Consider the following 26,046-nt stretch of genomic DNA (forward strand, 5'->3'; position numbering starts at 1 on the left):
AAAACGACACTCAGCCGCCGCTACGCCGCCCAGTGGTTTGCCGCGCGTCGCGGCGAGGCCCCCGAGATTGCCATCGGCACCGCCAGCCCGCCCCTGCGCCCGGCACGGCCCGCGAAGCCAGAGCTTCTGGACCCGCGCGACGTGCCCCGCCGACGTCCCGGCAGCCCCGAGGGGCGCAAAGCGCTGCTGCATGCGGTGGCGCATATCGAGCTGAATGCCGTCGACCTGCATTGGGACGTTATCGCCCGGTTCGGGGGCCGGGTGCGGATGCCTATGGGGTTCTATGACGATTGGGTCAAATCTGCGGACGAGGAGTCGAAGCATTTCCAACTGGTCAGCGCCTGTCTGGAAACCATGGGCAGCCACTATGGCGACCTTGCCGCCCATGCGGGCATGTGGCGCGCGGCAGAGGATACGGCCGAGGACATCATGGGCCGGCTTGCCGTGGTGCCCATGGTACTGGAGGCACGCGGCCTGGACGTGACACCGGGCATGATCGAGGTCTTCCGCAAGGCGGGCGATGACGCGGCCCGGCAGGCTGTAGAGGCGCTGGAGGTCATCTATGCGGAAGAGGTGCATCACGTGGCCTATGGCTCCAAGTGGTTCCATTTTCTGTGCGGACGTGAAGATATCGACCCGAAGGACGCGTTTCACCGGCTGGTCCGCACCTATTTCCACGGGGCGCTAAAACCCCCGTTCAACGAGGAAAAACGGGCAGAGGCCGGGTTGCCACCCGATTTCTACTGGCCACTGTCCGAGACCGGTTCGGTCGGCTGACCCTGCGGGAATGGGCAAAAACCTGCCAAAAACCGGCGAATAGGCCCGTTTATCCACAGCCGGGCAGAAAAAGGTTTGAGCCTCGCGGGGCTTTCCCCTAATCCCTAGTTTACCGGTGCGGCGGGTTGTGGGGACAGGACGGCGCGCAGGGCAATGACAAGGGTAATGGGGCACAGCGACGTGAAGACACGCCTGACCGACCGTTTCAACGGCGCGCTGGAACGGTATTTGCCGGAACAGCGGCTATTCCTGAAATCAGACCAGGGCATGCGCTATGTGCGGCTGCGGCCTGCGACACAGGCGATCATGCTGACGGGGAGCTCGCTTTTCGTTGGCTGGACGGTAATTGTCACGGCCATCTTCCTGATCGATTCCATCAGCGCGGGCGGGGTCCGCGAACAGGCGGAACGGGCGCAGGTCGCCTATGAACAGCGCCTGAATGCCATGTCCGAGGAACGCGACGCGCGCGCGTCAGAGGCGCAGGCCAGCCAGGAACGGTTCTCGGTCGCCATGGGCGAGGTCTCGGCGATGCAGTCGCGTCTGCTGGCATCAGAGGAACGCCGCCGCGAGCTGGAAACCGCGGTCGAGGTGATCCAGACCACCCTGCGCCGGGTCATGACGGAACGCGACGACGCCCGCGCACAGACCGCCGCCCTGCTGGCCGAGATCGAGGCCGAAAACGGCTCGGTCCAGACCGCCGCCGGCAGGCAGCGGGAACTGGAACGGACGCTGGAATACCTGACCATGGCGCTTGCCCGCGCCGCCGATCAGCGCGACGACGCGGTCGAGATCGCGGAAGATGCCGAAGAAGAAATCGACGAGCTGGAATTCACCCAGGCCCTCGCCGATGAACGTAACGAGCGGATTTTCGCGCAGCTTGAAGACGCCGTGGAAATGTCGATGGCGCCGCTTGACCGGATGTTCTCGGCCGCAGGTCTGTCGACCGAGGATCTGGTGAACCAGATGCGCGCCAGCTACAATGGCCAGGGCGGGCCGCTGATGCCGATCACCATGTCGACGCGCGGCGAAGACCCGGATTCCGCCTCGCTGCGCGCCAACGAGGTTCTGGCACAGCTCGATAACCTCAACCTTCACCGTATGGTCGCGGAAAGACTGCCTTTTTCTCGGCCCGTCTTTGCCAGCTACCGGCTAAGCTCGCCCTTCGGATACCGCCGTGACCCGTTCAATGGTGGCAGCCGCCTGCATACCGGTGTCGATATGGCGGGCCCCACCGGCACCCCGATCCACGCCACCGGCGACGGCGTTGTCAGCTTCGCCGGACGGCAGAGCGGCTATGGCAATATCATCGTCATCCAGCACGCCTTCGGCTTCGAGACCCGCTATGCACATTTGCATCGTATCCGCGTCACCGAGGGCCAAAGGGTCTCGCGCGGGGATCGCATAGGTGATATGGGAAGCACCGGACGGTCGACGGGGCCCCATCTCCACTATGAGGTTCGCACCGGTGATACGCCCCGAAACCCCATGAACTACATCACGGCAGGTAGAGATGTTTTCTAAGTCAAAAATCAATGAACCCGGTCCCAAACAGGCTGGCGCCGCTGATAGCAAACCCGAAACCGGGGCAGATGCCCCCAAGGCAGGATCCTCGGACAAAAGCTCAATGCCCCTTACCTCGAACAAGCCCAAACCGCCCGCATCCTTGCTCAGCTCTGACCTGACGATCACCGGCAATCTGCGCACCACCGGTGACATCCAGGTGGAAGGCACCGTGCATGGCGACATCCGCGCGCATCTGCTGACGGTTGGCGAAGGCGCCACCATCGAGGGCGAAATCGTTGCCGACGACATCGTCGTGACGGGCCGCGTCGTGGGCCGTGTCCGTGGCCTGAAAGTGCGCCTGACCGCGACCGCGAAGGTCGAGGGCGACATCATCCACAAGACCATCGCCATCGAGAGCGGTGCGCATTTCGAAGGCTCTGTTCAGCGCCAGGAAGACCCGCTGTCCAATGGCGGCGCCAAGCGCCCTGCCCCGGCAGCCGCAGCGCCCAAGCCAGCGGCCAGCAACGGCACCGCAGAAGCCTGATCCTTTCCGGCTGACGGCAGTTCATGGCGGCCCCGATCTTTCGGGGCCGTTTTCGTTTGTGAGGGATCAGCCATGCTCCAACGCGCGCCGGTAGATATGCCAGCTGGCATGGCCCAGAACCGGCAGCGCGATGAACAGGCCCAGAAGGGCCGGGATCATCGCCGCAAAGGTCAGCACCGAAATGGTCACGCCCCAGGCGATCATGACCCTGGGATTGCGTTTGACAACCGCGATCGAGGTCAGCATGGCGGTGACGAAATCCAGCTCCTTGTCCAGAAGCAGCGGCAGCGAAATTGCGGTCAGGCAAAACAGGACAAAGGCGAACGCCGCCCCGAATGCGGTGCCGACCAGCAGCATCAACAGACCTTCGGGCTGAAGCAGATAGGCATAGCTGGAGCTGACATTCATCAGAACCGATGGCCCCATGAACAGCGCGAACAGCATATGCGCGAAAAAGGACCAGAACAGGAAATAGACGATGATCACCCAGGACATCAGCGGCAATTGCCGAAGGCGCTGACGCCAGACCACGCCGAAAATGTCATTGCGGCGGAAATCCGTGTCGCCTTGTTCCAGCCGGTGCGAGACCTCGTAAAGCCCCACGGCCAGAAACGGCGCGATCAGGGGGAAGCCCACGGTGATCGGCAGAGACAGCCAGATCTGCTCGGTCACGAAAAAGAGGATATAGAGCAGCCAGCCGCCGATCACGTAGATATGGGCAAAGAACAGCCCCATCATCGGCTTGCGGCGGAAATCCTGCCACCCGGCGCGCAGCGCGTAGCCGATATCGCCCATATCCATCTGCCGGACCTCCGGCACTTTCGACGCTTCGGGCAATGCCTGACTTGTGTCACTCATCACGAAATCCTCCCTCGGGGAAATGCTAAGGGAGGATGCTTGACCGTGCCAAGGGAAATCTGGAGCTGCGTGCCGTTCAGTCCTCGGCCTGCGCCTGTGCGCGGGTCTTGCCAGAGACATCCATGGCCAGCACGCTGGCCATCAGCCCGTCCAGATCGCCATCCAGAACGCCCTGTGTGTCAGAGGTTTCGAACCCGGTGCGCAGGTCCTTTACCATCTGGTAGGGTTGCAGAACATAGGACCGGATCTGGTTGCCCCAGCCCGCATCGCCCTTGTTCTCATGCGCCTCGTTGATGGCTGCGTTCCGGCGGTCAAGCTCCTGCTGGTAGAGCCGCGATTTCAGCGCCTTCATGGCGATATCGCGGTTCTGGTGCTGCGATTTCTCGGAACTGGTCACGACGATGCCCGTGGGAATATGGGTTATCCGAACCGCGGAATCCGTGGTGTTGACGTGCTGACCGCCCGCGCCGGACGACCGATAGGTGTCGATGCGGATGTCAGAGGGGTTCACCTCAATCTCGATATTGTCGTCCACGACCGGATAAACCCAGACCGAGCTGAAGGAGGTGTGCCGCCGGGCGGCGCTGTCATAGGGGCTGATCCGCACCAGGCGGTGCACGCCCGATTCCGATTTCAGCCAGCCATAGGCATTGTGGCCGGAAATCTTGTAGGTGGCGGATTTGATGCCCGCCTCTTCGCCCGCGCTTTCGGACTGAAGCTCCACATCATAGCCCTTTTTCTCGGCCCACCGGACATACATCCGCGCCAAGATGGACGCCCAGTCACAGCTTTCGGTGCCACCGGCGCCGGAGTTGATTTCAAGGAAGGTGTCATTGCTGTCGGCCTCGCCGTCCAGCAGCGCCTCCAGTTCTTTCGCGGCGGCGGTCTTGACCAACTCGGCCAGCGCTTCCTCGGCCTCGGCGATCACCTCCTGATCGTCCTCCATCTCGCCAAGCTCGATCAGTTCCACATTGTCGTTCAGTCCGGTCTCGATGGCCTTGTAGGTGCCCATCTTGTCGACCAGCAACTGACGGTCGCGCATCAGCTTCTGCGCCTTTTCCGGGTCGTTCCACAGGTCCGGGTCCTCGACGCGGGCATTGAATTCCTCCAACCGATGGGGGGCCGTCTCAAGGTCCATCCGCTGGCCCAGAAGGGTCAGGGATTTGCGGATTTTCTCGATATGGCTCTGGGTTTCGGCCCGCATGGTCTGCTCGCTCGGCTCTGGAATGGGTTGTCACAGGGATGTAGACCAGCCCCCGCGCCGCTGCAAGCGGGCAAGGGCCGGTGATGGTCAGTAAAGCCCACCGGAGGTCAGTTCGCCAAAGCCCGTGCCAAGCGGCACTCGCGCGGTTCCACCAGTCGAGGTTTCCACGGTACTGTCCGTGGGCGGTAACGGATCGCCGTCGACGATTTCCCCGCCGCCGGTGCCCGGTTCCTGACCGCGCGCGAACATCGGCAGGTTCGACCCCATGCCGAAGCCCCCGTCGACGATGGACAGCATGCCGAAGAACGGCTCTTCCCCGTCGCGGAAATATTCCATCACCACATCGGGGCCGGAGGCGCCGGATTCGAGACGCTGACCCGAATAGCGGTCGATCGGATAAAAATGGCCGCCCGGCGGCACTTCGAACTCTCCGCCGCCATATTCGGCAATCGCCTCGCGCATGAATTGCGCAAAGACCGGCCCGCACATTCCACCGCCCGAGGCACCCCGGCCAAGGCTGCGCGGCGTGTCGAAGCCGATATAGCACCCCGCAACGATGGTGTTGGAAAAGCCCACGAACCACACATCGCGCGCGTCGTTGGTGGTGCCGGTCTTGCCAGCCAGTGGCACGCCGAGCCCGGCATTGCCGACGCTGCCCGCTGCCGTACCGCGCTGAACCACGCCGCGCATCATCGAGGTGATCTGGTAGGCGGTGATTGCATCAATCACCCGTTCGCGGTTCGAGACGATCCGGGGCGCGCGTCCGCTTTCAAGATCGCTCAGCAGACAGTCCTGACAGATGCGCTGATCATGGCGATAGACGGTAGCACCGAAGCGGTCCTGCACCCGGTCAACCAGCGTGGGTTCCACCCTCTCTCCGCCATTGGCGAACATCGCATAGGCCGCAACGACCCGGTAAAGCGTGGTTTCCTGCGACCCGAGCGAATTGGCCAGATAGGGCTGCAATTCATCATAGACGCCGAAGCGTTCCGCATACCGGGCGACGGTCTCCATCCCGATATCCTGTGCCAGACGCACGGTCATCAGGTTCCGCGACCGTTCGATGCCGGTACGCAGAGGCGCGGGGCCATAGAATTCGTTCGAGGCATTGGTGGGCCGCCAGATTCCCTCGCCCGTATCGACCTCGATCGGGGCGTCGATGACAATGGTGTTGGGGCTGTAGCCGGTATCAAGTGCGGTCGCATAGACGAAGGGCTTGAAGACAGACCCCGGCTGGCGCGTCGCCTGCGTGGCGCGGTTGAAGCTGGAATACTGGTAGGAAAAGCCCCCCTGCATCGCCAGAACCCGGCCCGTGTTCACATCCATCGCCATGAACCCGCCCTGCACCTCGGGGATCTGGCGCAGGGTCCAGCGGATGAAACTGCCGTCACTGTCGCTGGTCATGGCGCGTACATGGATCACGTCGCCCACATCCAGCAGGTCGCCAGCATTGCGCGCGGTATCGCCCCGGTTGCCATCGGCGTCCACGGGCCGCGCCCATGTCACGTCTTCCGGCGGAATCCAATGGCCGTCCTCGTCATCCTCAATGCCTTCGATACCGATCCGGGCATGGGTGTTGCCCACCTCCAGCACCACGGCGGCATGCCAGCCGTCGATATCGCGGGGGAAGGTCACATCAGCCAGCAGGTCGCGCCAGCCCTCGCCCTCGGCTTCGGCCAATAGTTCCGGATCAATCGTCGCCAGCGGGTCGCGCCACAGGCCCCGGTCGCGGTCATAGCGTTCCAACGCCCGGCGCAGGGCCTGAGCAGCGGCATCTTGCAAGCTTTCGTCCATCGTGGCGCGCACGGTGTAGCCGCCCGACAGGAACCCTTCGGTACCGAAATCGCGGCTGAGCTGGCGGCGGATCTCATCGGAGAAGTAGTCACGCGATGGCAGCTGCGCCCGGAACGGTTCGATATGGCCGCCCTGCACGGTTTCCAGCGGCGCGGCCTGCGCGGCCTCCATCTCTTCCAGCGAGAGATAGCCGTTTTCGTACATCTCGCGCAGCACGTAGTTGCGGCGGCTGATCGCGCGGTCATAGTTGCGCACCGGATGCAGCGCGGTGCCCCCTGATTGCGGCAGCGCCGCCAGGTAGGCGGCCTGTTCGGGGCGCAGATCAACAAGGTCGGAGTTGAAATAGGTCTGAGCCGCTGCGGCCACACCGAACGATCGCTGACCAAGCTCGATCTCGTTTAGATAAAGCTCCATGATCCGTTCCTTGGACAGCGTCTGCTCGATCCGCGCGGCCAGGATGATCTCGCGGATCTTGCGTTCGATCCGGCGCGAACCATCGAGCAGGAAGTTCTTCACCACCTGCTGCGTGATCGTGGAGGCCCCGCGCACATCCCGCCCCCGCGACCGGATCGCCTCAACCACCGCGGCCCCGATGGCGCGGGGGTCATAGCCCGAATGGTCAAAGAAATTGCGGTCCTCGGCGCTGACGAAGGCATGCACGACGACCGGCGGAATCTCCTCATAGGACGCATAGATCCGGCGTTCAGCGGCGAACTCGTCCATGATCTCGCCATCGCGGTTGTAAATCCGGCTGATCGTGGCGGGCGAATACTGTTGCAGCGTCTGGTAATCGGGCAGATCGCGGGTGAAGGAGAAGATCACGCCCCCGGCAATCAACGCGCCCATGACGAGCCCATTGGTCACGAGGCTGAATATTGCCCCCAAAAAGGAAAAAATGAATCGGATCATGCCCGCGACTCCTGTGGCGCCTTCGCCTTATAGGCCGCGCGGCAGGGGGGGTCAAAAGCAACGCCACGAAAGCGGCGGGAATTCGCGCCTCAAGGGGTTTTCCGAGAATGGGTAGTGACGCAGGATAAGGCATGGACTTCAACGACATCCTTCCCGCCTATGACCGGGTGGCCGATCACTGGGCCAAAACGCGCAACACGTCCCTGTTCGAGGTCGGAGCTTTGACGGCGGCTCTGGACGGTCAGAAGGACGCGACGGTGCTCGATCTGGGCTGCGGGTCGGGGGTGCCGATTGCGGCATGGTTCACGGATCAGGGTTGTGCCGTGACGGGTGTCGACGGGTCAAAGCGCATGCTGGATCATTTCCGGGGCAATCTTCCCGACGCAAGAGCGGTTCTCGCCGATATGCGCGGACTGTCATTGGGCCAGCAATTTGACGTGATCGTCGCGTGGGACAGTTTCTTTCACCTGTCGCGCGGGGCTCAACGCACCATGTTTCCAGTGTTCAAGGCCCATGCCGCCCCCGGCGCGCGGCTTCTGATGACAACCGGCCCGTCGGACAGCGAAGCCATGGGCCAGGTCGGACCGGAACCGGTGATCCATGCCAGCCTGTCGCCGGACGCCTACCGTGCGCTCTTTGCCGAGCACGGGTTCGAGGTGCTGTGGTTCCGCCCGGAAGACGCGGAATTCCACGGCCATTCCGTCTGGCTCGCTCAGCGGTCGGGCGGGATCGCGTAGGTCATCGAGGCGCGAGCCACCGGGGCCTCCATGCCGTCGGACCGGATCAGGCAATCGCCCACGGCCAGTGTCTTGCCCAGTTTCAGCAACCGGCAATCGCACAGAAGGTCGGTCGCGGCGGCGGGTTTGCGCATGAAATCCATCGAGATATTGGTGGTGACCGCCAGTGCCTTGGGGCCGACCATCGCCAGCACCGCCAGATAGATCGACACATCGGCCAGCGCGAACATCGACGGCCCGGATACGGTGCCGCCGGGGCGCAGGTGCCGCTCATCGACCTTGAGCCGCACGAGGATGCCCATCTCTCTGACCTCTTCGATGGTGAAGTCGTCTGCAACTTGCGCGAATTCCGTTTGCAGGAACGTGGATAGCGCGGATTTGTCCATGGCCAGTGCCATTGCCCCTCCTCCCTCTTTCGGCCTAGCATTCAGCGTCTTGGATGCAATTGGCAAGGGAGGGCCAGATGTCGGACGCTACGTCACAGGATATTCTTATCCGCGAGGACCTTGGCCCCATCACCCGGCTGACGCTGAACATGCCCGGCGCGCTGAATGCGCTGTCGGACGCGATGCTGGCGCGGCTGAAAGCGGAATTCACCGATCTGTTGGGATCGGACACGCAGCGCGTTGTGGTGCTGCGCGGCACAGGCAAGGCGTTCTGCGCGGGCCATGACCTGAAGGAAATGCGCGCCAAGCGGCAGGCCCCCGACAAGGGCGCGGCGGCCCTGCGCGATCTCTTCAACCGCTGTGGAGAGGTCATGCAGATGATCCCGCGTCTTCCGCAGCCGGTGATTGCGCAGGTCCACGGCATCGCCACGGCAGCGGGCTGTCAGCTGGTGGCGTCCTGCGATATGGCCGTTGCCGCAGATGACACGCGGTTCGGGGTGAACGGCGTCAATATCGGGCTCTTTTGTTCCACGCCCATGGTGGCTCTGTCCCGCAATATCCCGCGCAAACAGGCGATGGAGATGCTGACCACGGGCCGGTTCATCAGCGCCGACCGGGCCGAGGCGCTCGGGCTGATCAACCGCTCCGTTCATGCCGACCGGCTGGAGGAGGAGGTGATGGACATGGCGCAGACCGTGGCCGACAAGCTCGGCAGCGCGGTCAGGATCGGCAAACGCGCCTTCTATGACCAGATCCAGATGAGCCTCGCCCAAGCCTATGATTACACGGGCGCGGTGATGGTGGAAAACATGCTCGATGACGACACCGCCGAGGGGATCAACGCATTCATCGAAAAGCGGGCACCGGACTGGACACAGCCGGGCTGAGGTCACCCCAATCGCCTTAGCAAGATGGCCAGCATCCCAAGGCTGGCCATCAGAACCAGAAGCGAGAGGCCAAGCAGGCCGGGCACACCGAACCCTTCCAGCATGAAGGCCCCCAGAACCGGGGCAATTGCCCCTGCCATAATTGCAGGAATCTGGATCGTGCCCGCAATGGCACCATAGCCCGCCGGTCCCATGACCTCGGAGATCAGCACCGGACGCAGGATGGTCATGACCCCGATTGCACCGCCCTGGATGGCGGTAAAGGCGAAAATCAGCCAGGGCTGCACCCCCGCCAGAAACAGTGCCAGCGTGCCCGCGACCATGGCCAGAAAGGTGATGCGGGTGGCTGCCGCGGTGCCGATCCGCGCCTCGTATCGCATCAGGACCAGTCGTCCGGCCACCTGAGCGGGTCCAACGGTAGAGGCCGCGAACACCGCCAGCGGCTGGTTCGCGCCCTGTTCAACGAAGATCGGCACCGCATATTGGATCAGCATCCAGTGATTGAGCGAGACAAGCGACAGGACGACCGCCAGAAGCCAGAAGCTAACTGTGCGCAACGCCCGTCCCAACGCCCCCCTGTCAGCATCTTTCGTATCGGGCGCGCCTTCGACCCGGCGCAGCATCCGGCCCGCGATGGCGAAGAGTGGCGCCAGACCGAATGCCATCACCGCCGCCGCAACCCAGACCGCCCCACGCCAGCCAATCGAAGCGCTGAGCGTCGCGCCCGCCGGAAAGGCAAGCGTCGAGGCGAAGCCCGCGACCAGCGTGACGCGAACGATTGCTGCCCTCGCATGCGGTCCAAGGCGGCGAATGAGAAAGGCAAAACAGGTTTCATAGAGAGTGACGGACTGGGCCAGCCCGATCAGGGCCCATGCGGCCAGATACGCTGTCGGCGTCTGACTGAGCGCCAGCACCACCAACGCCCCGGCCCCGATCAGAGCGCCCGCCACCATCGCCTCGGGCCCTTTGCCAAGATCCACCAGCCGTCCGGCGAACGGGGCCAGCACTGCGGCAATCACGATGGCCAGGAACGGCCCGGTGGCCAGCACGGCCCGGTCCCAACCAAGATCGGCCTCCCAGCTCAGGATGAGTGCAGCAAAGATGTAGTAGAGGCAGGCGTAGCTGAGCGTCTGGCCTACCGCCAGCATCCAGACCGCCGGGCCGCGTGCGGCCTGATCTGGCCGCACCCCCATTCTAAACCCCGTAAATCGCGCCGAACTTGGCGTCGAGATAATCGAGAAGCGGCGCTTCGCTGACCGGTGCACGCGCGGCGCGTTCCACCACCTCGCCCGGCTCGTATAGCCCGCCATGGGTTTGCAGGTTCTGCGCCATCCAGCCGGTTGCGCCGCTCAGATCGCCCTTTGCCATCTGCGCATCCACATGCGGCAGATCCTCCCGCAGGGTCTTGAACAGGCAGCCCGCATAGACATTGCCAAGCGTGTAGGTCGGGAAATAGCCAAAGAGCCCCACCGACCAATGCACATCCTGCAACATCCCGTTCGAAGGCTTATCGACCGCCACACCGAAATCGGCGGCAAAGCGGTCATTCCAGGCGGCTTCCAGATCGGCCACTTGCAGGTCACCGGTGATCAACGCCCGCTCCAGATCGAAGCGCAGCAGGATATGCAGGTTGTAGTGGACCTCGTCGGCCTCGGTGCGGATATAGCCTGACTGGACCCGGTTCACCGCCGCATGGAAGGCATCGGCATCCTTGACGTTCAGATTGCCAAAGGTCTCGGTCATCTTGCCGAAAAGCCAGCCGGTGAAGGCACGGCTGCGGCCCATCTGGTTCTCATAGGACCGGCTCTGGCTTTCATGCACGCCCATGGACACGCCGCCGCCGAGGATGGTCAGCAGGTAGGCATCGTCAATATTGAGCTCATAACAGGCGTGGCCGACCTCGTGGATGGTGGAATAAAGACAGCCGAACGGTTCGCTTTCATCCACCCGCGTCGTGATCCGCGCATCGTGACCGGACCCGGAGCTGAATGGATGCACCGCCTTGTCAATGCGGCCCCGGTCGAAGTCATAGCCGAAGACCGCCGCCAGTTCTGCGGACAAGGCCAGTTGCGCGGCTTCGGGAAAATGGCCCTTCAGCGGTTCAGGGTTGTAGCCTGACGACAGGACACGCCCGCGCAGATCGACCAACCGGGGGCGCATTCGTGAAAAAAGCGCCTCCAGCTCGGCACCGGTGATCCCCGGCTCATAATCCTGAAGGAGCGCATCATAGGGGTCGGCGTCCCCGGCGATGGCAGCGGCTTCCTCGCGCCGGAGACGCAGGATTTCGGCCAGCGTCGGCAGGAAGGCCGCCACGTCTTCATTCGCCCGCGCCTCGGCCCAGATGCCTTGCGCGCGGGAGGTGGCCTTGGCAAGTGCCTTGGCCAGATCGGCGGGCACCTTGGTGGCGCGGTCGTATTCGCGGCGGATCAGACGCAAATTGGCACGCGCCACGTCACCGGAGGCCTCCGCCCGGTCCAGCCAGTCGCCCACACGCGGATCGGTGCGGCGGGCATGGAGCACGCTTTCCATCGCCGCCATTTCCTCGGCCCGCTGATCGGCGGCCCCGCGTGGCATCATCGTTTCCTGATCCCAGCCGAGACGGCCCATCACTTCGGACAGGGCCTGCGTGTCTTTCTGGTGGGCGATCAGATCGTCATAGGCGGACATGTCAGGCCCCTCTCACAGATTGGGCATGGGGATGCATCGCGGTGAAGCGCGCGCGCAGGATCAGCACGATGGTCACGACTGCGCCCAACTGGTGCAGAAGCGCCAGGGCCAACGGCGAGGAATGCATGACCGTGACAATCCCCAGAACCGCCTGAACGAAGATCATCGCCGCCGCTACCTGCGCAGCGCCCCTGACGCTGCGATTGGCGGATTTGCGGGCGGCCATAAGGATACCGATCGCCATCAGCACCAGCACATAGCCCACGATCCGGTGGATGAACTGCACCGTGCCCGCGTTCTCAAAAAAGTTCCGCCATAGCGGCTCGATTTGCCACATATCGGGCGGGAAGAAACCGCCGGACATCAGCGGCCAGTCGGGGAACATGCGGCCCGCGTCTATCCCCGCGACCAGAGCCCCCAGAAGGATCTGAATGAAGGACAGGTGCAACAGCCCCGTCACCATCCCCTTGGTCTTACGGTCCATATTGCGGCGGGCCTGCATCAGCTCCGCCTCGTCACGCATCAGGCGCAGCACATACCATGCAATGAGCGCGAGGATCAGGAAGGCCAGCCCCAGATGTGTCGCCAGCCGGTAAGAGGCCACGTCGAGCATCCCTTCCTGCAGCCCGGAATGCACCATCCACCAGCCAATCGCCCCCTGCGCGCCGCCAAGTGCGCCAAGCAAAAGGAAGCGTCCGGTCCATCCTGTTGGCATCCGTTTCGTCGCCAGCATGAAGGCAAAGCCGAGCGCCCAGACAAGGCCGATGGTCCGGCCAAGCTGCCGGTGGCCCCATTCCCACCAGTAGATGTACTGAAACTCGGCGAGGCTCATCCCTGCATTCTGCAGCCGGTATTCATCGGTTTGCTGATAGGCTTCGAACTCCGACTGCCAGTCAGCCTCGTTCAGGGGCGGCACCGCGCCCGAGATCGGGGCCCATTCGGTGATCGACAGGCCCGAATCCGTCAGCCGGGTCAGTCCGCCCACGGCGATCATCACCACGACCATCGCGAAAAGCACCATCAGCCAGACCCGCGCAAAGCCGCGCCCCCTGCCCCGGCCCGCCGTCAAAGCGCCCGGCGTCGCGGCGGGTTTCTGGGTTTCGGTGACCTCTTCGAAGATACTGCGTCCGCTCATGCCTCGGGCTCCCATTTCCGTCCCGCCAGACCTAGCCCCGCCCCACGGGAGGATCAAGCGCCACGGCAATGCGTCGCGGGGTCAGCCGCGTTCTTTCCAGCGCACCATCTGGCGAAGGACACCGTGGAGCGTCTGCACATCGGCGCGCGTAAGCGGCAGGCGCGACCACATGTTACGAAGGTTGAGGCGCATGCTGTCTGCCTTGGCCTCGGGGAAGAAGAACCCGGCATCGTTCAGGCGTTCCTCGAAATGGTCGCCCAGTTTTTCCACTTCCAGCCCGGTGGCGAACTCGGTCCCGGCCAGTTCCATCACTTCCGCCACGATCTCTTCCGTCGCGCGGCGCCATTCATAGGCGGTCAGCAACACGCATTGGCCAAGATTGAGCGAGGCAAAGTCCGGGTTCACCGGCACCGAGATGATGGCGTTGGCCTGCACGATATCCTCGTTTTCCAACCCCGCCCGCTCGGGACCGAACAGCACCCCCACCTTGCCGCCCTCCGCATGGATCGCACGGGCCTGTTCCATCGCGCGCTCGGGCGTCACAATCGGTTTCGTCAGGCCCCGTTGCCGGGCCGTGGTGGCAAAGACATAGGTGCAATCGCGCAGCGCTTCTGCCGTGGTTTGAAAAAGGCCAGCATTGTCCAGAAGCCGCCCCGCCCCGCTGGCCAGCGCCACGGCGCGTTCATTGGGCCAACCATCGCGCGGGGCGATGACCCGCATATGATCCAGCCCGAAATTCCACATCGCCCGCGCGGCGGCACCGATGTTTTCGCCCATCTGCGGGCGCACGAGGATGAAGGCGGGTTGCGGGTGCTTGCTGTCCATGGGCTGCCGCATAAATCCGGGGGGGCCGCGATGCAAGCGCCCCATTGTTCCCGGCGCGGCGACCGGCTATCACCGCGCCAGAAAAGACGAAGGATATTCCCATGCCGCAGGACGCCCCCGAGCAGCCGCAGATCTACCTGATCACGCCGCCCGCCTTCGAAATCGACGCCTTCGCGCCGAAGCTTGCCGCCGTGCTGGACGGGATGGAGATCGCCTGCCTGCGGCTGGCCCATGCCTCCTCCGATGCCAATGACGTGGCCCGCGCCGCCGATGCGTTGCGCGTCATTGCCCATGAGCGGGACGTGCCGATTGTGATCGAAAAGCATCTGGGAATGGTGGAACGGCTCGGGCTTGACGGGGTTCACCTGACCGATGCCGCACGGTCCGTCCGCAAGGCCCGCAAGGAACTGGGGGCCGATCCCATTGTCGGCGCGTTCTGCGGTGCCTCCACCCATGAGGGGATGACGGCGGGCGAAGTGGGCGCAGACTACATCGCCTTCGGTCCTGTCGGTGACAGCCCGCTTGGGGACGGCACCCGCGCCGAACATGACCTTTTCGCCTGGTGGTCGCAGATGATCGAGCTGCCCGTTGTGGCGGAAGGTGCCTTGACGGTCGATCTGGTGGCGCAGCTGGCCCCGGTCACGGATTTCTTCGCAATCGGGCAGGAGATCTGGAAGGCGGATAATCCGCTGGCCGCGCTGACCGCCCTTACCGCGCCGCTTCGGTGAAGCCCATCCGGACGGCTTGTTCGCACGCTGCCGCCAGAGATTTACGATCGGGGAAGTCCGAGACCCTTAGCGGCGGGTGGTAGGTCACGTCGACGCGGCCCTGTCGCCGGACGGCCAGCACCTTCAGCAGCCCATAGCCGAAACCCATATCGCCCCACCAGCCGTAGAATCTCGGGTCTTCGCCCTCGGGCGCATGATAGCGCAGGGAGATGGGCTGAACGGTCAGGAAGTCGCGCAAGGTCTCGGTGGTGAAGGCCGCGAAAAGGGTCGTCTTGAAGGGCAGAACCCGTTGTCCATCGGTGCTGGTGCCTTCGGGGAAAAACAACAGGTGGTGGCCTGCGCGCAGCCGGTCCTCGAACACGTCCTGCTGCCGCTTCGCTTCGCGCCGGTCGCGGCGGATGAACACCGTGCCGGTGCCCCGCGCCAGCCAGCCGATGCCGGGCCAGCCATGCACCTCGGCCTTGGCAACGAAGTAGATGCGTTTCGACGCGTTCAGCACGAAAATGTCGAGCCAGCTGGAATGATTGGCCACATAGGCCCCACGTTGCGGGCTTGGAACACCACTAACATTCCGCTTCAACCCCATCATCCAACAGGTTGATATACATACGAATTGTGTAATCCAGGGAGTGATGGGGCGACGATAACCCCAGATCCACTTCTCCGGCAGCCGCAGGAGCAGAAGCAGCGGAAAGCAGACAAGCAGGAGCAGGATGACAGGAATACCCCTGCGACCGGCCCTCAGCCACCCGGCAAGGGCAATGGGGCTGTCCACCGGCATCTCGCCATCATCCCAGACCGTCACCGCCGCACGCCCTTGGCATAGAGGCCGAACTGCTTCTGCGACACCCGTTTCACATCCATCAGCAGGCAGATATCGGTGGTGTTGAAAGGCCGGTCTATATAGGCCCCCTCGCCCACGAACCCGCCCATCTTGAGATAGCCCTTGATCAGCGCAGGTATCGCGCGGGCGGCGGCGACCCGGTCCAGATCGGGCTCGGCGATCAGGTCCATGCGCTGAAAACTGTCCTCGCGCGCGCGTACCCGAATCTCCGGCGGAGAAAGGTAACGGTGATGAAGCAATGATAAGGGCGCGGCAAAGGCAGCGGCATCGGTGCCATGGAAGGACGCAACGCCGAACATCAGGTCGATCCCGTGATCCTCCACATAGGCCGCGAGCCCGTTCCAAAGATGCAGCATCGCCGTGCCGCCGCGATAATCGGCGTGCACGCAAGACCGCCCCAGTTCCAGCAGCTTCAGCGGACCCTGTTTCAGAACCGTCAGGTCATATTCATCGTCGCAATAGAACTGTCCTGCGGCGGCGGCCTGGTCTTCTCGCATCACACGGTAGACGCCGACGCATTGATTGCCCTGCCGCGACCGATCCAGCAGCATCAGATGGTCGAAGAACGGATCGAACCTGTCCGCCTCCAGCCCGTTTGCGTGATCGACGAGGTCGCCATCGCCGCCCAGTTCCCGGATGAAAACCTCGTAGCGCAGGGCCTGTGCAAGCCTCAGATCGGCCTCGCCTCGGGCCAGACGCAGTTCAAGCTGGGTGTCGTCAATCACCATGGGTCGCCCGCCAAGAAACCTGCGCGCGAGGTAAGCGATTGACCGGGCCAATGCAACCTCAAGCCCCCACCCGTTAGGAAACTGTTAACCGCAAGCGGGCTAGCGTTACCGGGCAGAAGATCCGAGGAGATCAGAACTCGATGACAAGGCCCACCCGTTCGCCATTGATCACCACCTTTCCGGCATTCTCGAAATTCACCGTGATCCGGCCCGCGATATTCGATTGCACCTGCCCCAGCCCCCAATCAGGCTGGCCGGGGTGCCGCACCAGCATTCCCGGCTCCAGCATCGCGTTGAGATCATTGACCATTTCAGGGGGCCTTTCGTGATGGATGATCGCCATGATTTCCCAGTACCGGATCTTGCCGAGCTGGTTGGATCGCGGCTTTGCCATGACCTTGTAAACCCGCTGTCAGCGATTTCCAACGGGATGGAGCTGATTGGCCTGTCCGGCGCGCCCCGGACACCAGAGCTGGAGCTGATCGGATCGGCCATAGAAGACGCCATGGCCCGCATCCGCTTTTTCCGGGTGGCTTTCGGCGCGGCGCGGGCGGGCGAAACCCTGTCGGAACGCGAATTGCGCGAGATCGTGACCGCGATCTATGGCGGCGGTCGGCTATCGGTGGAGTGGCGGGTAACGGGCGACCTGCCCCGGCAGGACGCGAAGCTCGCTTTCCTGCTGCTCAACTGTGCCGAGACGGCTCTTCCGCTTGGGGGCGTGTTGACGGTTCAGCGCGACGGGGAGGACTGGGACATCTCGGGCGAGGGTCGCAAGCTGACCATCGACGCGGAGATCTGGCAGGTTCTGGATCAGCCGATATCATCTGACCTATTGCCGCCGCCCTCTCGCGTCCAGTTCGCATTGCTGGCCAAGGAAGCTGCAATCAGCGGAAGACGCGCCCGGCTATCGCTGTCCGCGGATAGACAGCAATTCACGCTGAGCCTGACCCGGGCCTAGCCCAAGGCGACCAGCCCATTGCGGAAACGGCGCATGTTCTGCCGGTAATGCTCGGCCGAGGCCAGCAGCCCGGCCTGTGCCGCCTCATCAAGCTGTCGCACCACTTTGCCCGGCGCGCCCATGACCAGCGAGAAATCGGGGATCTCCTTGTTTTCCGTGATCAGCGCCCCGGCCCCGATCAGGCAACCTTTGCCGATCTTCGCCCCGTTCAGCACCGTCGCCCCCATGCCGATCAGGCTGCCATCCCCGATTGTGCAACCGTGCAGCATGACCTTGTGGCCGATGGTGCAATTCGCCCCGATGGTCAGCGGGCAGCCGGGATCGGTGTGGAAGACGCAGTTTTCCTGCACATTCGACCCGGCCCCGACCCGGATTTCTTCATTGTCACCGCGCAGGGTGCTGCCGAACCAGACCGAGGCGCCTGCCTCCAGCACCACCCGGCCGATCACATTCGCATCGGGCGCTATCCAGGTATCCTCTGCGATCTCTGGTGCGATGCCGTCCAGGGCGTAAATCACTGTTCATCCTCCTGAAACTCGGACTGCAGCCCGCGCACGAAGCCCACCAGACCCGGCTGCTGCGGCTGGCGCAGACGTTCGGCACTGACGATGGTTTTCAGCCGCTCGAAGGTCACGTCCAGATCGTCGTTGACCAGCACGTAATCATAACCGTCCCAATGGCTGATCTCGTCCCAGCTTTTTTGCATCCGCTTCTGGATCACCTCCGGCGCATCCTGTCCGCGGCTGACCAATCGACGGCGCAGTTCCGCGATGGATGGCGGCAGAACGAAGATCGACAATACATGGTCGCGCAAGGCACTGGTCTTGATCTGCTGCGCCCCCTGCCAGTCGATGTCGAACAGCACGTCGCAGCCGCTGTCGATGGCCTCTTTCACGGGTGCCATGGGCGAGCCGTAGAAATTGCCGAACACATGGGCGTGTTCCAGCATCGCGCCGTCCCGAACCATGTCCTTGAAGGCGGTTTCTGTCAGAAAGTGGTAGTCCGTGCCGTCCACCTCGCCCGGCCGTGCCGCGCGCGTCGTGGCAGAGACCGAGAAGCTTAGGGACGGGTCCCATTCCATCAGCCGCTTGGCCAGCGTCGATTTTCCCGCGCCCGAGGGCGAGGACAGGATGATAAGAAGGCCACGGCGGCTGTCGGTCTGGGGCATGGTCACTCCACGTTCTGAACCTGCTCGCGCATCTGATCAATCGCAACCTTGAGGTCAAGGCCGGTCTGGGTCAGCGCCGCGTCGCTGGATTTCGAGCAGAGCGTATTGGCCTCTCGATTGAACTCCTGCATCAGGAAATCGAACCGCCGCCCGACCGGGCCGTCAGCCGTCAGCAGGGCCTTTGCAGCGGGGATATGGGCATTGGCCAGCCGGTCAATCTCTTCGGTCACATCCGACTTGACCGCCTGAAGGGCGAGTTCCTGCGCCAGCCGGTCGGGGTCCATACCGTCAGCGGTGTTCAGGATCTTTAGCAAGTTTTCCGCCAACCGGTCCGCTGCCGTGCCTTTTCGGGCTTCGGCCTGCGCGGCGGCCTGTGCAACCAGCGGATCCATGGCGTCGATCTGGTCGCTGAGGGTCTGGCGCAAAGCCGCCCCTTCTTCGGCGCGGGAGGCCAGGAAGGACGCCAGCAAGTCGTCGAACTCCGCCAGCAGGGTTTCGTCTGATGGAAAACTCTCCTCCGCCGCGCCATTGGACATGACACCGGGCAAGGTGAGTATACGGGCGGGATCGACGGGGCCGACGGGCAGGCCCTGCGCCTCGGCGCTGCGCTGCACATGGGCGAGAGCCGATAGAGAGGCCAGCAAAGCCGCTTCATCTATGGAGGCCGCCGCGCCGCTGTCTTCCTTGCTGATCCGCAGATTCAGCGTCACCGATCCGCGCGCGATGGCTTTCTTCAACCGCTCCCGCAGCATGATATCGAGCCGCCCCAGCCGATCCGGCAGGCGCAGCCGCATATCCAGCCCCCGGCCATTGACGCTGCGCAATTCCCAACTGCGCAGAACGCCATCGGAGGCCACATCGCGGGCGGCATATCCCGTCATCGAGTTAACCACTTAAGCTTTTCCCCCCTGCTCGTCGAATTGTTCGGATGTTATTAAGGGTTGGGTAAGGATCTCCGGTTCAGCGTTAACACAAGTCAGGGTGCGACGCCAACGCCGGGCAGGGTCGCTTCGGGGGCGTGAGTGCAGGAGTGCAAGATGAAAACCTGTTCGGAACAGCCGCGAAACGTGGTGCCGCTTTGGCATCGCAAGGATCATCAGATGGGATCGGTTGTCAGCACCGTCATGACCCACTGGACCAGCCTGCGGCGCAATGGCGGGATTCCCCGGCGCGCCGATCTGGACCCGCAGGCACTGGCCCCGGCATTGCCCAATGCCTTCCTGCTGGAACGCCCGCGCCCCGATGCGGTGCGGTTTCGGCTGGCCGGGCAGCATCTGCATCACACGATGGGGATGGATGTTCGGGGCATGCCCTTGCGGGCGTTCTTCGAAATCCCGGACCGTAAGCGATTGATGGAAAAGGTCTCTCAGGTCTTTTCCGACCCCGCTGTTCTGGATCTGGAGCTTGTGTCCGACGCGCAGGGCCGGGCGGTTCTGGAAGGCCGCATGTGCCTCATGCCGCTCACTGGACCGGAGGGGAAGATCAACCGCGCGCTAGGCGTTCTGGTCACCGACGGGCTGGTTGGCCTCCCGCCACGCCGCTTCCGCATTCGTCATCTGAGCCAGACACGTCTGGCCGGCGGCCCTGACAGCACGGGCGCGATCCCGAGCCAACCCGGTCAATCCGCCGAACCAGCCCGCCCGTTTCAGGAGCGCCCGGCCTTGCGGCTGGTCCAGGGTGGGCTGAGCTGAGCCAATACCAGGTTCGTTAACCTCGATCCGAGCCAGCTCCAGGTGACATGGTTAACGACAACGCCCCGGAACCGATCAGGCTCCGGGGCGTTTCAATTCAGGCGTTAACCTTGTCTCAACCCGCCGCTGCGGCTGCCTTGCGGCCATCGCGGCTCAGTTCCTCGGCGACAAGGAAGGCCAGTTCCAGCGATTGCGAGGCGTTGAGACGCGGATCGCAGGCGGTGTGGTAGCGGTCGGACAGATCTTCGTCCGTCACCGCCCGCACACCGCCGGTGCATTCGGTCACGTCCTTGCCAGTCATCTCGAAATGTACGCCGCCCGGAACGGTGCCCTCGGCGCGGTGGATCGCGAAGAACTCCTGCACCTCGCGCAGCACCGAATCGAAGGGCCGGGTCTTGTAGCCAGAGGCCGCCTTGATCGTGTTGCCGTGCATCGGGTCGCAGGACCAGACCACATTCGCGCCCTCGGACTGAACCGTCTTGATCAGGCGCGGCAAGTGATCACCCACATTGCCCGCGCCGAACCGCGCAATCAGGGTCAGGCGACCGGCCTCGTTCTTGGGGTTCAGCTTGGCCATAAGAACCTTGAGGTCGTCCTCGGTCGTGGTGGGGCCGCATTTCAGGCCAATGGGGTTTTGCACGCCGCTGGCAAATTCCACATGCGCGCCTTCGGGCTGGCGGGTGCGGTCCCCGATCCAGATCATGTGACCCGACCCCGCGACCGGCAGGCCAGAGGTCGAATCGATCCGGCACAGCGCCTCTTCGTATTCCAGCAGCAGCGCCTCGTGGCTGGTGTAGAAATCCACCGTGCCAAGCTGATGCGCGGTTTCGGAATTCAGACCGGCGGCGGTCATGAAGTCGAGCGCATCGGAAATCCGGTTCGCCATATCCCGATACCGGTCCGCGTCATCGGCATCGGTAAAACCGAGCGTCCAGCTATGCACCCGGTGGATATCCGCAAACCCGCCCTGGCTGAATGCGCGCAGCAGGTTCAGCGTGGCGGCTGCCTGCGTATAGGCCTGCAGCATCTTCTGCGGGTTCGGCAGGCGGGCGGCTTCGGTGAAGTCCAGCTCGTTGATAATGTCACCGCGGTAGGAGGGCAGCTCCACCCCATCCTTGACCTCGGTCGGCGCGGAACGGGGCTTGGCGAACTGGCCTGCCATGCGGCCCACCTTGACCACGGGCACCTTGGCGCCGAAGGTCAGCACCACGGCCATCTGCAGCATGACCTTGTAGGTGTCGCGGATGGAATCAGCGGAAAATTCGGCAAAGCTTTCGGCACAATCGCCACCTTGCAGCAGAAACGCCTCGCCGCGCGACACGGCGGCCAACTGACTGCGCAGTTTGCGGGCCTCACCGGCAAAGACAAGCGGCGGATAGCTGGCAAGCTGAGCCTCGACCGCTGCCAATGCTTCCGCATCGGGATAGTCGGGCATCTGAATCCGCGGCTTCGCGCGCCAATCCGATTTCGTCCATGCCTGTGCCATAACGCAACTCCTGTCAGTGTCAGACCTTGCTTATAGGGCGGAGAAAAGCGGGGGCCAATGCGAAATTCATCCCCTCGGGGGATTGCGAAACGCAAAAAATGGTGGTTTCGCTAGAAAAAGCGGCAAAACCAATCCGGCCGCAAAGGAGAAATAGCGCAATGGTCACTCTGCTTCATGGCGTCCCCCGCCAACCCCGGCGCTTTATCTTCGTTTTGCTCGATCAATTCACCCTGCTCAGCTTCGCCGGGGCGGTCGATACGTTGCGGATCGCCAACCGGCTTGGGGGGGCTGACCTGTACAAGATCCTCTATGCAGGCGAAGAAGGCGACGAAGTGCAATGCAGTTCCTATGCGCGGATCAAGCTGCATATGAATTTCGAAGAGCTCAACCGCGAGGACACGATTGTCATCTGCGGTGGCATCGACGTGCAGAAGGCCACCACCAAGAAGCTGATCAACTGGCTGCGCCGCGAGGCCCGGCGCGGGGTGACCATCGCAGCGCTTTGCACCGGGGCCTATGCCATGGGCAAGGCCGGGCTGCTCGATGGCAAGCGCGCAACGATCCACTGGGAAAACCAGGACAGCTTTTCCGAGGAATTCGAAGAGGTGAAGCTGACCAAATCGGTCTTCGTGATTGATGGCAACCGGATGACCACGGCGGGCGGGACGGCCTCGATCGACCTTATGCTGACGATCGTGGCCAATGACCATGGCGAGGAATTGGCCAGCCAGATCGCCGACCAGCAGATCTACACCTCGATCCGCACCGACCAGGACTCGCAGCGCTTGTCGATTCCGACCCGGATCGGCGTGCGACATCCCAAACTGAGCCAGGTCATCCGGATGATGGAACAGAATCTGGAGGAACCAATCAGCCCGTCAACGCTGGCCCACGAGGTCGGCATGTCGACGCGGCAGTTGGAACGGCTGTTCCGCCGGTATCTGAACCGCAGCCCCAAGCGCTATTACATGGAACTGCGTCTGCAGAAGGCGCGCAACCTGCTGATGCAGACGGATATGAGCGTGATCAACGTGGCACTGTCCTGCGGCTTTGCCTCGCCCTCGCATTTCTCCAAATGCTACCGGGCGCATTACGACACCACCCCCTACCGCGAACGCGGGGCGCAATCGACGCGGGTGAAGGACTGATCGCTCAGCCCTGCCCGATCCGTCCGGCACGCCCGCCCCTGCGTTTTGCAGCGGGGGGATTGGCCAACCCCAGTTCAAGGACTGCCGTCATCGGATGATCCGGCGCATCGGTCCGGTAGCGGTCCAGCAGCGCCCGGATATGCGGCAGCGGGTCGGGGTCCGCGAGGCTCAGCGCCCAATCCATGAAGATCGAACGGCATTCGCCATCGGTGATTCCCTCGATCCGGTAGGCTTCCCGGATCAGGTTCTTGGGGTCGCTTGCGTCTTTCATCAGGTTTCCTCACTGGATGGCGGATGTGCCAGCGCCGTGTTGATGATAGCCTCACAACGGGTACGCAGGCTCTCGGCTTTCGCGGCCAATTCAGCGCCATCTGCGACACCGGCTTCGCGGGCGATGAAGCTGCGCCCGCCCGATCCGATCTCGTCCAGATCGAGGCGCCGGTCGGTCAAGAGCCGGGTCGCGTGATTCAGGCGGCCATAGAGGTGATGGGCCGCGGCAAGGGTGCGGGCGTCATCCGCACTGATCCAGCCGATGGACACACCGGCCTCCAACTGGCCTTCCACGTCACGGGCGGGCACACCGGCAATCAGCGCGGCGGTTTCTGCCAGCAGTTCCACGTCCTTCATCCGTCCGGGGCCTTCCTTGGCATCCAGCCCCTCGCCCACACGCCCCGCTGCCGCCAGCCGGTCGCGCATGTCCTGTGCATCCGCGACGATCTTCACCGGATCGCGGGGCGTGGTCAGAACCTCCATCCGGATCGCCTCAATATCGGCGCAGAGGCTGGCATCGCCTGCCACGGGCCGCGCGCGGGTCAGCGCCAGATGTTCCCAGGTCCAGGCCTCTGTCATCTGGTAGTGCCGGAAGCCTTCCAGCGCCGTTGCCACCGGCCCCTGACGGCCAGAGGGGCGCAACCGCATATCCACGTCATAGAGCTTGCCCTCACCCGTCGGCGCGGTCAGGGCGGTGATCAGAGTCTTCGTCGCCTTGGCGAACCAGCCGCGCGGGTCCAGTGGGCGGCGGCCCTCGGTAAACTCGACCCCGCCGGGATCGTAGATCACCAGAAGGTCGAGGTCAGACCCCGCCGTCAGCCGCCCCGCGCCAAGGCTGCCCATGGCCACAACCGCGCCACCGCGCCCCGGTGCGGGACCATGACGGCGCGCGACCTCGTCACAGACACGCGGCCAGAGCGCCCGCAGGATCACCTGCGCCAGCATGGAATACTCAGCGCCTGCTTCCTCGGCATGGATCAGCCCGCGCAGATGATGCACGCCAACGCGGAAATGCCATTCCTTCAGCCAGCGGCGGGCAGTGTTCAGGACCCCTTCATAGTCCAGCCCCTCAAGCTGCGCCTCCAGATGCGCAGAGAGGGTGTCCCGATCCGGCCAGCCCGCAAAGAAATCGCCGCCGATCACCGCGTCCAGCACCCCGGAATTGCGCGACAGGTAGCGCGACAGGCCCGGCGCGGTGCCGCAGATATCCACGATCAGATCGACAAGCGGCGGGTTGGCCTCGAACAGCGAGAAGAGCTGCACCCCGGCAGGCAGGCCCCTGAGGAACCCGTCAAAGTTGCCAAGCGCCTCTTCGGGTCGCGGGGTGGCCGCGAAGCGCGCCAGAAGATCGGGTTTGAGCCGCGCAAAAATCGCCTGGCCACGGGCAGAGCGGAGCGCAGGGTAGCCGGGCCAGCGGGCAACGATCTCTTCGGCGGTTTCCGACAGGTCGGGCAGATCGGTTTCGGTCTTCTCGGGCTTGAAAAAGGGCTCGCACAGCCGGTCGACCTCGGCCAGACGGTCGCGCAGCATTGTGCGAAGGGCTGCTGTATCGCCCTCGCCACAGAACCGTGCCAGCCTGTCGAACCCTTCGTCCGAGTTGGGCAGCAAATGGGTTTGCGCATCATTGACCATCTGAACGCGATGCTCGATTTCCCGGTGCAGCCGGTAATGCCGGGTCAGCCGGTCGCGCACATCCGCCTCGATCCAGCCTTTTTCCGCCAAGGCAGCCAAGGCTGGAACCGTGCCACGACAGCGCAAATCCGGGTCGCGCCCGCCCGAGACGATCTGGCGGGTCTGGGCAAAGAACTCTATCTCTCGGATGCCCCCCGCACCGAGCTTCATATTATGACCTTCCAGCGTGATCGGCCCGTGCAACCCCTTGTGACGGCGGATCTTCTCGCGCATCTCGTGGGTGTCCTGAATGGCGGCAAAATCCAGATGCTTGCGCCAGACGAACGGGGTGAGGGTGTTCAGAAACCGCTCCCCCGCCGCGATATCGCCCGCACAGGGCCGCGCCTTGATATAGGCCGCGCGCTCCCAGTTTCGCCCCTCGGCCTCGTAATAGCGTTCGGCGGCCGCCATAGAGATGCAGACCGGCGTGACCGAGGCATCGGGGCGCAACCGCAGATCGGTGCGGAAGACATAGCCATCGCGGGTCACATCGGCGAGGGCCGCCGTCATGCGGCGGGTCACCTTGATGAAGCTCGCCCGTGCCTCCATCTCGTCGCCCGGCTCAAACCGGGTTTCGTCAAACAGCACGATGAGGTCGATGTCGGAGGAATAGTTCAGCTCGCCCGCGCCCATCTTGCCCATGGCCAGCGCCACCATCCCCGCGCCGGTTTCCGCGTCTTCCTCGGTCATGCCGGGGATTTTGCCGCGTTTGGCCTCCGCCGCCACCAATCGACGGATCGCAACATCGACGGCGGCATCCGCGAAATCGGTCAGCAAGCCCGTCACCTGTTCTAGAGGCCAAACGCCCCCCAGATCGGCCAGTGCTGCATAAATCGCCACGCGGCGTTTCAGGCGCCGCAATTCCGGGGCCAGATCGCTCAGGGCAACCGCGCCGGTTTCCAGCAGCAGCCCCCGGCGCACTTCGTCAGGGTCTTGCGTCAGCGCCTCGGCCAGCCAGTCCTTTTCCTTGCCGATAAGGCTCAGCAGGTAAGGGCTGCACCCGCCGGTGCCTTCGATCAGCGGGCGCAGCTCCGGGGCCATATCGGGCAGATGCGCCAGCGCGTCGGCACCGCGATCGGGATCGAAGGGAATGGGATGGCGGGTCAGTCGGGATGCAAAGCTCATGGC

At 63.7% G+C, this 26,046-nt stretch carries 26 protein-coding genes; 9 read left to right on the forward strand and 17 right to left on the reverse strand.

What is annotated here, in order from left to right; translation table 11 throughout:
- From BKY26_RS08225 to BKY26_RS08235, 3 genes are all read left to right on the forward strand, one after another.
- Positions 1 to 777: ferritin-like domain-containing protein (locus tag BKY26_RS08225; protein WP_071689921.1), on the forward strand; the 777-nt coding region annotated here is incomplete at its 5' end.
- A 180-nt stretch (positions 778 to 957) separates the two neighbouring features.
- Entirely contained in the window at positions 958 to 2,298 is a 1,341-nt protein-coding gene (locus BKY26_RS08230) for a M23 family metallopeptidase (RefSeq protein ID WP_071689982.1), read from the forward strand.
- On the forward strand, positions 2,288 to 2,824 hold the full coding sequence (locus BKY26_RS08235) for a bactofilin family protein (protein WP_071689922.1): 537 nt from the start codon (positions 2,288 to 2,290) through the stop codon (positions 2,822 to 2,824). Before BKY26_RS08230 ends, BKY26_RS08235 begins: the two co-directional genes overlap by 11 nt.
- Before the next feature lie 66 nt (positions 2,825 to 2,890).
- On the opposite strand, the gene BKY26_RS08240 is transcribed toward BKY26_RS08235, so the two are convergent.
- The 3 genes from BKY26_RS08240 to BKY26_RS08250 all read right to left on the reverse strand — a co-directional run bounded on the left by BKY26_RS08240 (position 2,891) and on the right by BKY26_RS08250 (position 7,589).
- Complete coding sequence (locus tag BKY26_RS08240) at positions 2,891 to 3,682, reverse strand: DUF2189 domain-containing protein (RefSeq protein ID WP_071689923.1); 792 nt, start codon at positions 3,680 to 3,682, stop codon at positions 2,891 to 2,893.
- Positions 3,683 to 3,758: 76 nt separating this feature from the next.
- Positions 3,759 to 4,886, reverse strand: a complete 1,128-nt coding sequence (gene prfB / locus BKY26_RS08245; protein ID WP_071689924.1) for a peptide chain release factor 2 — start codon at positions 4,884 to 4,886, stop codon at positions 3,759 to 3,761.
- Positions 4,887 to 4,973: 87 nt separating this feature from the next.
- Positions 4,974 to 7,589 (reverse strand): penicillin-binding protein 1A, encoded by a 2,616-nt coding sequence (locus BKY26_RS08250; RefSeq protein ID WP_071689925.1) that lies wholly within the window; start codon positions 7,587 to 7,589, stop codon positions 4,974 to 4,976.
- A 131-nt stretch (positions 7,590 to 7,720) separates the two neighbouring features.
- On the opposite strand from BKY26_RS08250, the gene BKY26_RS08255 reads away from it, so the two are divergent.
- The gene (locus BKY26_RS08255) at positions 7,721 to 8,326 is read left to right on the forward strand and encodes a class I SAM-dependent DNA methyltransferase (RefSeq protein ID WP_071689926.1); all 606 of its coding nucleotides are present in this window, start codon (positions 7,721 to 7,723) and stop codon (positions 8,324 to 8,326) included.
- Here the strand turns inward: BKY26_RS08255 and BKY26_RS08260 are convergent.
- The gene (locus tag BKY26_RS08260; RefSeq protein ID WP_071689927.1) at positions 8,302 to 8,724 is read right to left on the reverse strand and encodes a PaaI family thioesterase; all 423 of its coding nucleotides are present in this window, start codon (positions 8,722 to 8,724) and stop codon (positions 8,302 to 8,304) included. The two genes, BKY26_RS08255 and BKY26_RS08260, sit on opposite strands and share 25 nt — an antisense overlap.
- A 65-nt stretch (positions 8,725 to 8,789) precedes the next feature.
- On the opposite strand from BKY26_RS08260, the gene BKY26_RS08265 reads away from it, so the two are divergent.
- Positions 8,790 to 9,599 carry an enoyl-CoA hydratase gene (locus BKY26_RS08265; protein ID WP_071689928.1) on the forward strand — a complete coding sequence of 270 codons (810 nt, stop codon included), beginning with the start codon at positions 8,790 to 8,792 and terminating at the stop codon, positions 9,597 to 9,599.
- A 2-nt stretch (positions 9,600 to 9,601) separates the two neighbouring features.
- Here BKY26_RS08265 and BKY26_RS08270 read toward each other — a convergent pair whose 3' ends face one another.
- The 4 genes from BKY26_RS08270 to BKY26_RS08285 all read right to left on the reverse strand — a co-directional run bounded on the left by BKY26_RS08270 (position 9,602) and on the right by BKY26_RS08285 (position 14,226).
- Complete coding sequence (locus tag BKY26_RS08270; protein ID WP_071689929.1) at positions 9,602 to 10,792, reverse strand: MFS transporter; 1,191 nt, start codon at positions 10,790 to 10,792, stop codon at positions 9,602 to 9,604.
- Between the two features lies 1 nt (position 10,793).
- Positions 10,794 to 12,266 (reverse strand): carboxypeptidase M32, encoded by a 1,473-nt coding sequence (locus BKY26_RS08275; RefSeq protein WP_071689930.1) that lies wholly within the window; start codon positions 12,264 to 12,266, stop codon positions 10,794 to 10,796.
- A gap of 1 nt (position 12,267) precedes the next feature.
- Positions 12,268 to 13,401, reverse strand: coding sequence for a heme A synthase (gene ctaA, locus BKY26_RS08280; RefSeq protein ID WP_071689931.1), 1,134 nt, complete (start codon positions 13,399 to 13,401; stop codon positions 12,268 to 12,270).
- Between the two features lie 81 nt (positions 13,402 to 13,482).
- On the reverse strand, positions 13,483 to 14,226 hold the full coding sequence (locus BKY26_RS08285; RefSeq protein ID WP_071689983.1) for an RNA methyltransferase: 744 nt from the start codon (positions 14,224 to 14,226) through the stop codon (positions 13,483 to 13,485).
- Between the two features lie 101 nt (positions 14,227 to 14,327).
- On the opposite strand from BKY26_RS08285, the gene BKY26_RS08290 reads away from it, so the two are divergent.
- Positions 14,328 to 14,954: a thiamine phosphate synthase gene (locus BKY26_RS08290; RefSeq protein ID WP_071689932.1), complete on the forward strand. Its 627-nt coding sequence runs from the start codon at positions 14,328 to 14,330 to the stop codon at positions 14,952 to 14,954.
- Here the strand turns inward: BKY26_RS08290 and olsA are convergent.
- From olsA to BKY26_RS08305, 3 genes are all read right to left on the reverse strand, one after another.
- Entirely contained in the window at positions 14,935 to 15,735 is an 801-nt protein-coding gene (gene olsA, locus BKY26_RS08295) for a lyso-ornithine lipid O-acyltransferase (protein WP_071689984.1), read from the reverse strand. The two genes, BKY26_RS08290 and olsA, sit on opposite strands and share 20 nt — an antisense overlap.
- Before the next feature lie 20 nt (positions 15,736 to 15,755).
- Entirely contained in the window at positions 15,756 to 16,526 is a 771-nt protein-coding gene (olsB, locus tag BKY26_RS08300) for an L-ornithine N(alpha)-acyltransferase (protein ID WP_071689933.1), read from the reverse strand.
- 130 nt (positions 16,527 to 16,656) lie between these two features.
- Positions 16,657 to 16,836 carry a DUF3553 domain-containing protein gene (locus BKY26_RS08305; protein WP_071689985.1) on the reverse strand — a complete coding sequence of 60 codons (180 nt, stop codon included), beginning with the start codon at positions 16,834 to 16,836 and terminating at the stop codon, positions 16,657 to 16,659.
- Between the two features lie 120 nt (positions 16,837 to 16,956).
- Between BKY26_RS08305 and BKY26_RS08310 the strand changes: the two genes are divergently transcribed.
- Entirely contained in the window at positions 16,957 to 17,484 is a 528-nt protein-coding gene (locus tag BKY26_RS08310) for a histidine phosphotransferase family protein (RefSeq protein WP_158514317.1), read from the forward strand.
- Here the strand turns inward: BKY26_RS08310 and BKY26_RS08315 are convergent.
- From BKY26_RS08315 to BKY26_RS08325, 3 genes are read right to left on the reverse strand one after another with little or no spacing between them, the layout of a single operon-like run.
- Positions 17,481 to 18,002, reverse strand: coding sequence for a gamma carbonic anhydrase family protein (locus tag BKY26_RS08315; protein ID WP_071689935.1), 522 nt, complete (start codon positions 18,000 to 18,002; stop codon positions 17,481 to 17,483). The two genes, BKY26_RS08310 and BKY26_RS08315, sit on opposite strands and share 4 nt — an antisense overlap.
- Positions 17,999 to 18,652 (reverse strand): guanylate kinase, encoded by a 654-nt coding sequence (gmk, locus tag BKY26_RS08320; protein ID WP_071689936.1) that lies wholly within the window; start codon positions 18,650 to 18,652, stop codon positions 17,999 to 18,001. Before gmk ends, BKY26_RS08315 begins: the two co-directional genes overlap by 4 nt.
- Before the next feature lie 2 nt (positions 18,653 to 18,654).
- A complete protein-coding gene (locus tag BKY26_RS08325) occupies positions 18,655 to 19,533 on the reverse strand; it encodes a YicC/YloC family endoribonuclease (protein WP_071689937.1) in 879 nt (292 codons plus the stop codon).
- Between the two features lie 156 nt (positions 19,534 to 19,689).
- On the opposite strand from BKY26_RS08325, the gene BKY26_RS08330 reads away from it, so the two are divergent.
- Positions 19,690 to 20,343, forward strand: a complete 654-nt coding sequence (locus tag BKY26_RS08330) for a PAS domain-containing protein (protein WP_071689938.1) — start codon at positions 19,690 to 19,692, stop codon at positions 20,341 to 20,343.
- 115 nt (positions 20,344 to 20,458) lie between these two features.
- Here BKY26_RS08330 and BKY26_RS08335 read toward each other — a convergent pair whose 3' ends face one another.
- The gene (locus BKY26_RS08335) at positions 20,459 to 21,829 is read right to left on the reverse strand and encodes a class II 3-deoxy-7-phosphoheptulonate synthase (RefSeq protein ID WP_071689939.1); all 1,371 of its coding nucleotides are present in this window, start codon (positions 21,827 to 21,829) and stop codon (positions 20,459 to 20,461) included.
- Positions 21,830 to 21,987: 158 nt separating this feature from the next.
- On the opposite strand from BKY26_RS08335, the gene BKY26_RS08340 reads away from it, so the two are divergent.
- Positions 21,988 to 22,977 (forward strand): GlxA family transcriptional regulator, encoded by a 990-nt coding sequence (locus BKY26_RS08340; RefSeq protein ID WP_227434967.1) that lies wholly within the window; start codon positions 21,988 to 21,990, stop codon positions 22,975 to 22,977.
- A gap of 4 nt (positions 22,978 to 22,981) precedes the next feature.
- Here the strand turns inward: BKY26_RS08340 and BKY26_RS08345 are convergent, their stop codons facing one another.
- Both BKY26_RS08345 and BKY26_RS08350 read right to left on the reverse strand, forming a co-directional pair.
- Positions 22,982 to 23,248: a hypothetical protein gene (locus tag BKY26_RS08345; protein WP_071689941.1), complete on the reverse strand. Its 267-nt coding sequence runs from the start codon at positions 23,246 to 23,248 to the stop codon at positions 22,982 to 22,984.
- Positions 23,248 to 26,043: a [protein-PII] uridylyltransferase family protein gene (locus tag BKY26_RS08350; RefSeq protein ID WP_071689942.1), complete on the reverse strand. Its 2,796-nt coding sequence runs from the start codon at positions 26,041 to 26,043 to the stop codon at positions 23,248 to 23,250. The genes BKY26_RS08345 and BKY26_RS08350 overlap by 1 nt, the downstream gene beginning before the upstream one ends.
- Between the last annotated feature and the right edge of the window lie 3 nt (positions 26,044 to 26,046).

The organism is Nioella sediminis, assembly GCF_001879695.1.
Lineage (GTDB): Bacteria > Pseudomonadota > Alphaproteobacteria > Rhodobacterales > Rhodobacteraceae > Nioella > Nioella sediminis.

What these genes read in the sequence shown, in the direction of transcription:
- BKY26_RS08235 (WP_071689922.1), top strand. Translation starts at nt 2,288, where the DNA reads ATGTTTTCTAAGTCAAAAATCAATGAACCCGGTCCCAAACAGGCTGGC.
- BKY26_RS08240 (WP_071689923.1), bottom strand. Translation starts at nt 3,682, where the DNA reads ATGAGTGACACAAGTCAGGCATTGCCCGAAGCGTCGAAAGTGCCGGAG.
- prfB (WP_071689924.1), bottom strand. Translation starts at nt 4,886, where the DNA reads ATGCGGGCCGAAACCCAGAGCCATATCGAGAAAATCCGCAAATCCCTG.
- BKY26_RS08250 (WP_071689925.1), bottom strand. Translation starts at nt 7,589, where the DNA reads ATGATCCGATTCATTTTTTCCTTTTTGGGGGCAATATTCAGCCTCGTG.
- BKY26_RS08255 (WP_071689926.1), top strand. Translation starts at nt 7,721, where the DNA reads ATGGACTTCAACGACATCCTTCCCGCCTATGACCGGGTGGCCGATCAC.
- BKY26_RS08260 (WP_071689927.1), bottom strand. Translation starts at nt 8,724, where the DNA reads ATGGCACTGGCCATGGACAAATCCGCGCTATCCACGTTCCTGCAAACG.
- BKY26_RS08265 (WP_071689928.1), top strand. Translation starts at nt 8,790, where the DNA reads ATGTCGGACGCTACGTCACAGGATATTCTTATCCGCGAGGACCTTGGC.
- BKY26_RS08270 (WP_071689929.1), bottom strand. Translation starts at nt 10,792, where the DNA reads ATGGGGGTGCGGCCAGATCAGGCCGCACGCGGCCCGGCGGTCTGGATG.
- BKY26_RS08275 (WP_071689930.1), bottom strand. Translation starts at nt 12,266, where the DNA reads ATGTCCGCCTATGACGATCTGATCGCCCACCAGAAAGACACGCAGGCC.
- ctaA (WP_071689931.1), bottom strand. Translation starts at nt 13,401, where the DNA reads ATGAGCGGACGCAGTATCTTCGAAGAGGTCACCGAAACCCAGAAACCC.
- BKY26_RS08285 (WP_071689983.1), bottom strand. Translation starts at nt 14,226, where the DNA reads ATGGACAGCAAGCACCCGCAACCCGCCTTCATCCTCGTGCGCCCGCAG.
- BKY26_RS08290 (WP_071689932.1), top strand. Translation starts at nt 14,328, where the DNA reads ATGCCGCAGGACGCCCCCGAGCAGCCGCAGATCTACCTGATCACGCCG.
- olsA (WP_071689984.1), bottom strand. Translation starts at nt 15,735, where the DNA reads ATGCCGGTGGACAGCCCCATTGCCCTTGCCGGGTGGCTGAGGGCCGGT.
- olsB (WP_071689933.1), bottom strand. Translation starts at nt 16,526, where the DNA reads ATGGTGATTGACGACACCCAGCTTGAACTGCGTCTGGCCCGAGGCGAG.
- BKY26_RS08305 (WP_071689985.1), bottom strand. Translation starts at nt 16,836, where the DNA reads ATGGTCAATGATCTCAACGCGATGCTGGAGCCGGGAATGCTGGTGCGG.
- BKY26_RS08310 (WP_158514317.1), top strand. Translation starts at nt 16,957, where the DNA reads ATGGAGCTGATTGGCCTGTCCGGCGCGCCCCGGACACCAGAGCTGGAG.
- gmk (WP_071689936.1), bottom strand. Translation starts at nt 18,652, where the DNA reads ATGCCCCAGACCGACAGCCGCCGTGGCCTTCTTATCATCCTGTCCTCG.
- BKY26_RS08325 (WP_071689937.1), bottom strand. Translation starts at nt 19,533, where the DNA reads ATGACGGGATATGCCGCCCGCGATGTGGCCTCCGATGGCGTTCTGCGC.
- BKY26_RS08330 (WP_071689938.1), top strand. Translation starts at nt 19,690, where the DNA reads ATGAAAACCTGTTCGGAACAGCCGCGAAACGTGGTGCCGCTTTGGCAT.
- BKY26_RS08335 (WP_071689939.1), bottom strand. Translation starts at nt 21,829, where the DNA reads ATGGCACAGGCATGGACGAAATCGGATTGGCGCGCGAAGCCGCGGATT.
- BKY26_RS08340 (WP_227434967.1), top strand. Translation starts at nt 21,988, where the DNA reads ATGGTCACTCTGCTTCATGGCGTCCCCCGCCAACCCCGGCGCTTTATC.
- BKY26_RS08345 (WP_071689941.1), bottom strand. Translation starts at nt 23,248, where the DNA reads ATGAAAGACGCAAGCGACCCCAAGAACCTGATCCGGGAAGCCTACCGG.
- BKY26_RS08350 (WP_071689942.1), bottom strand. Translation starts at nt 26,043, where the DNA reads ATGAGCTTTGCATCCCGACTGACCCGCCATCCCATTCCCTTCGATCCC.